At 72.1% G+C, this 5,085-nt stretch carries 5 protein-coding genes; 4 read left to right on the top strand and 1 reads right to left on the bottom strand.

The window, feature by feature from the left end; genetic code table 11:
• Window positions 1-35: 35 nt before the first annotated feature.
• On the bottom strand, window positions 36-1,538 hold the full coding sequence (locus ACWGH4_RS30945; protein ID WP_453466733.1) for a SulP family inorganic anion transporter: 1,503 nt from the start codon (window positions 1,536-1,538) through the stop codon (window positions 36-38).
• A 385-nt stretch (window positions 1,539-1,923) separates the two neighbouring features.
• Here ACWGH4_RS30945 and ACWGH4_RS30940 point away from each other — a divergent pair, with 385 nt between their 5' ends.
• The 4 genes from ACWGH4_RS30940 to ACWGH4_RS30925 all read left to right on the top strand — a co-directional run bounded on the left by ACWGH4_RS30940 (window position 1,924) and on the right by ACWGH4_RS30925 (window position 4,940).
• Window positions 1,924-2,325, top strand: a complete 402-nt coding sequence (locus tag ACWGH4_RS30940; protein WP_441264703.1) for a MerR family transcriptional regulator — start codon at window positions 1,924-1,926, stop codon at window positions 2,323-2,325.
• Between the two features lie 139 nt (window positions 2,326-2,464).
• Window positions 2,465-3,688, top strand: coding sequence for a D-alanyl-D-alanine carboxypeptidase family protein (locus ACWGH4_RS30935; protein ID WP_453466731.1), 1,224 nt, complete (start codon window positions 2,465-2,467; stop codon window positions 3,686-3,688).
• A gap of 64 nt (window positions 3,689-3,752) precedes the next feature.
• The gene (locus ACWGH4_RS30930) at window positions 3,753-4,106 is read left to right on the top strand and encodes a hypothetical protein (protein ID WP_453466729.1); all 354 of its coding nucleotides are present in this window, start codon (window positions 3,753-3,755) and stop codon (window positions 4,104-4,106) included.
• A 45-nt stretch (window positions 4,107-4,151) separates the two neighbouring features.
• The gene (locus tag ACWGH4_RS30925) at window positions 4,152-4,940 is read left to right on the top strand and encodes an Fpg/Nei family DNA glycosylase (RefSeq protein ID WP_453466727.1); all 789 of its coding nucleotides are present in this window, start codon (window positions 4,152-4,154) and stop codon (window positions 4,938-4,940) included.
• The last annotated feature ends 145 nt before the right edge of the window (window positions 4,941-5,085 follow it).

Below are 5,085 nucleotides of genomic sequence, written 5' to 3'. Positions count from 1 at the left end.
GTCCGAGGACCGCGGGCAGGGGCGCTGTGCCACGCTCAGTGCCCGGCGCCGAGCCGGCCGGCCAGCCTGTCGTGCATCTCCGCGCTGGGCCTGTTCAGCCCGACGATGGTGACCTTCTTGCCGCGCTGGGCGTACTTGTGCTCGATCGCGTCGAGGGCGGCGACCGAGGACGCGTCCCAGATGTGGGCGTCGGTGAGGTCGATGACCACGTCGTCCGGGTCGTCCTGGTAGTCGAAGCGGTGGACGAGGTCGTTCGAGGAGGCGAAGAAGAGCTCACCGGTGACCGCGTAGACGGCCTGCTTGCCGTCCGGGTCGACCACGCCCGTCACCTCCGCGAGGCGCGCCACCCGCCGGGCGAAGATCACCATCGCGGTGACCGAGCCGAGGACGACCCCGATGGCGAGATTGTGGGTGGCGACCACGGCGGCGACGGTGACGACCATGACGGTCGTCTCGCCCACCGGCATCCGCTTCAGCGTCTTCGGCCGGATCGAGTGCCAGTCGAAGGTGGCAGCCGACACCATGATCATTACGGCGACGAGGGCGGCCATCGGGATGTCGGAGACGACCGGCCCGAAGACCACGCACAGCACCATCAGGAAGGCGCCGGCCAGAAAGGTGGACAGCCGGGTGCGGGCGCCGGAGACCTTCACGTTGATCATGGTCTGGCCGATCACGGCGCAGCCGCCCATGCCGCCGAAGAAGCCGGTGACGACATTGGCCACGCCCTGGCCGATGGACTCCCGGGTCTTGCTGGAGCGGGTGTCGGTGAGGTCGTCGACCAGCTTGGCCGTCATCAGCGACTCCATCAGGCCGACCAGCGCGAGAGCGAAGGCGTACGGCGCGATCGTCGTCAGCGTCTCCATGGTGAACGGCACATCGGGCAGGCCGGGCACCGGCAGCGACGAAGGAAGCGCGCCCTTGTCGCCGACGTCGGGCACCGCGATACCGGCGCCGACGGTGATCACGGTCAGGACGGCGATGGAGACCAGCGGCGCGGGAACGACCTTGGTGATCCTCGGGAAGAGCACCATGAGCACCAGACCGGCGGCGATCAGCGGATAGACGGCCCAGGGGACGTCACGCATCTCCGGCAACTGCGCCATGAAGACCAGGATCGCGAGGGCGTTGACGAAGCCGACCATGACGCCGCGCGGCACGAACCGCAGCAGTTTCGCCACGCCCAGTGCGCCGAGCACGATCTGGAAGAGTCCGCCGAGGATCACGGCGGCGACGAGGTACCCGAGGCCGTACTGCTGGTTGAGCGGCGCGATGACCAGGGCGACCGCCCCGGTGGCGGCGGAGATCATGGCCTTGCGGCCGCCGACGACCGAGATCACCACGGCCATCGTGAACGACGCGAACAGGCCGACGGCCGGGTCGACCCCGGCGATGATGGAGAAGGAGATGGCCTCGGGGATCAGCGCGAGCGCCACCACCAGGCCGGCGAGTACCTCGGTCCTGAAGACCTTCGGCGAGGCGAGCCAGTCGGGCGCGGACATACGCAGCCGGCGTCCTTCGGACAGCGAAGAAGACATGCAACCGTTCCTGTTCGGGCGCATCCGTCCATCCGCTGAACACACGCGCCGACTACTCGGCCCCGCCCGAGTCCGGTGCGGAGTATCCGGCGGCCCCGCCTCGGGGGCCTGCCGGACGGGGCGGCTCCCGAAGCCGCCGGTCGGGCGTCATTGCCCGGAAGCCCGGGTCCCCTCCGGGCTGACACCTCGGCGGGGGGCCCTCACCGCGCACGGGGCACAGGCGGGGCGTCGTGCCTGGAACTATACCCTGACGTGAGGGGAGAGTTCCAAGGACCGCTTGTGAATCACAGGGCCACCGGCAGGCGGCCCATAGGATTCGAGCTCGTATTCTGGGCCACTTCGAACCATCGAAGACGTGGCGTGAAGCAGAGGAGACGGCAGGGCGATGGCTGAGCGCCAGATGCAGATCGGCGAGGTCGCCGAGCGGACCGGCTTGTCGCTGCGGACGATCCGCCACTACGAGGAGGTCGGCCTCGTCATCCCTTCCGCCCGCAGCAAGGGCGGCTTCCGCCTCTACACCGAGGCCGATGTCGAGCGCCTGATGGTCATCCGCCGGATGAAGCCGCTCGACTTCTCCCTCGACGAGATGCGGGACCTGCTGGAGATCACCGACCGCATCGCGGACAGCGAGGACCCGCCCGCAGCCGAGGAGCGGGAGCGGCTCCACGCTCGCCTGGACTCCTACCGCGCGGTCGCCGACGCCCGCTGCGAGAAGCTGCGCGCCCAGTTGGCGGCCGCGGAGGACTTCGCGGCCACGCTGAGGCGACGGATGGACGCCGCGAGGTAACACCGGGGCCCGGGGCCACGCCCCCGGCCGGCCGGGATAGGCGGGGGTGAGCCGAGGTGTCATCGGCCTGTCGCCGGGGGCTTCCTCCGGTCGGCTCAGCGGAACTGCGCGTCCGGTCGCCCGTTCCTACGCTGACCGAATGATCATCAGATTTACCGCACGGTTGGCCTTTTGCTGCGCGACGGCCGTCGCCGTCGGCGCACTCGTGCTGCCGGCGTCCCCCGCGCAGACCGAATCCACGCCTCGACCCGCCTCCGCCGACGCATCGCCGCTGCACCGGCCGGGCACCCATGTCAGGCCTCTCAACGGGGCTCCCGACCCCCCCGAAGACGTCTCCGCCCTCTCCTGGCTGGTGGCCGACGCTGACACCGGCGACGTGCTCGCCGCTCACGACGCGCACCGCCCATTGCCACCCGCCAGCACCATCAAGACGCTCTTCGCCCTCACCGCGATCCCGAATCTGGCCGACGCCCCGCCGCACACGGTCACCGAGGAGGAACTCGAAGGAGTGGGCGAGGGAAGCAGCCTGGTCGGCATCGCGGCCGGACGCACGTACAAGCTGGACGACCTGTGGCGGGGGGTCTTCCTGAGCTCCGGGAACGACGCCGTGCGCGTCCTCGCCGAGATGAACGGCGGCTGGACGGCCACGGCGGAGCAGATGCAGGCCAAGGCCCGTGCGCTGGGCGCGTACGACACGCAGGTGGTCTCCCCCGACGGCTACGACGAGCCCGGGCAGGTCTCCTCCGCCTTCGACCTGGCGGTGTTCGGGCGGGCCGGCCTGACGGACCCGCAGTTCGCTTCGTACGCGTCCACCGTCGACGCCGCATTCCCCGGCGGCACCTACGACGACGGCAGCCCCACCTGGACGTACGGCATCAGGAACACCAACCGGCTGCTGACGGGCGCGGACGGGGTGGAGCGATACCCGGGGATCATCGGCGTCAAGAACGGCTACACCTCCCACGCCGGCAACACCCTGGTCGCCGCCGCCCGCAGGGACGGACGCACTCTCGTGGTGACCGTGATGAACCCGCAGTCGGGCGGTGGTCACACGGTCTACGAGGAGGCCCGCTCCCTCCTCGACTGGGGCTTCGCCGCCGCGGGCCGTGCCGAGCCCGTCGGGTCGCTGGAGCCGCCGGCCGTGGAGAAGGACCCCCCGGCCGGGCCCGACCAGGCCCCACCGGCCGGGCCCGGCCCCGTCACCCCGGCCGCCGTGCCGCCCGCTCGGGCCGCCGCTGTCCCGGAGGAGACCGGCACCGGCATCGCGTACGCCTGGGTGGGTGCGTTCGTGGGCGCTTCCGGCGTGGCCGGCGTCCTCATCCTGCGGCTGCGTCGCAGGCACCGTCCGTCGGCGGGTTCCTGATGCTCCGGCAGTCGCCGCGCCGCGGGCGCCTGTCGGCCCCTCCACCCGGGCGTAGGCTCGGTGCATGGGTGACCTGCTGCCGCTGCCGGCGTTCGCCGCCTGCCTCGCCGCGATCATGGGGTTCTTCGCGTGGATCGCGGTCCACGTCCGTCGGCGCGGCCTCGCCGGCGCGGCCGTCCGCGCGGCGTTGGCCTCGCACGACGAGGCGTTCCGGGTGACCGCCCATGAGTCCTACTACGAGGTCCGGGCGCAGGCGGAACGCCAGGGTCAGGCCCTGTCACCCGACGGCCGGTGGACGCCGGACCGGGAGGGTGCGAGGCCTGTCGGCTCCGGTGACCGGCTGCCGCGAGGAGCTCGTCGGCGCCGCCGGCTGCGCGGTTCTCGATGGGGTGCCCAGGGCCCGGGGCGCGGTCGCTGACCGTGGCGCACCGGCTCCGGACGGACGAGACGGTCGGAGGACGCCGTGCCCGAACTGCCTGATGTGGAAGGGTTCCGGGAGGTCCTGGCCTCCTGTGCGCGGGGCAAGCGGATCGAACGGGTCGAGGTGCACGACGCCGGTGTACTGCACGGCGTCACCGTCTCGCGGCTGCGCCGGGCGCTCCGGGGCCGCCGGTTCGCCGAACCGGCCCGGCACGGCAAGTGGCTGCTGGCCCGCACCGACGGGCCCACCCTGATGATGCACTTCGGCATGACCGGACAACTGGTGTGCTGCCGCCCGGGCGACCCGCCGGATCCGCACGACCGGGTCGTCCTCACTGTCGACGGTGAGGAGTTGCGCTTCCGCGACCAGCGCAAACTGCAGGGCCTGTGGCTCGCCGACGACCCCGACGCCGATGTGGCGCGGATCCTGCACGACCAAGGGCCGGACGCGCTGTCGGTGGACCGGGCCGCTTTCGCGGAACTGCTCTCCCGGCGGCGCGGCCGCGTCAAGGCGGCCCTCACCGACCAGTCCGTGCTGGCCGGACTGGGCAATCTGCTCGCCGACGAGATCCTGTGGCGCGCCGGCCTGCGTCCCACCCGCCGGGCGGACCGGCTCGACGACGACGAGCTCAGACGGCTGCACACCGAGATGCGGCGCACGCTGCGCTCTTCGGTGCGTGCCGGGCGCGTTCCGCCGCGGAAGTCCTGGCTCACGGGCCGCCGTGACGACAGCGACCCCACCTGCCCGCGGTGCGAGGGGCCGCTCAGCCGTGAACGCGTCGGCGGGCGCGGCACGGTGTGGTGTCCGCGCTGTCAGCCGGACGGTGCCTGACCCGCGCGCCGGTGCGGCCTGCGCCGCACCGGCCGTCACGGTGCCGGACGTGCGGGTCAGTGTTGCAGGCGGCCGTTCACGCGCCGGGGAAGTCCGAGCGGGTTGTCGTCGCGCAGTTCCGGCGGGAGCAGGGCGTGCGGGGTGC

It is taken from the genome of Streptomyces sp. NPDC054847, from assembly GCF_053610925.1.
This window is presented reverse-complemented; position numbering and strand designations above follow the sequence as displayed.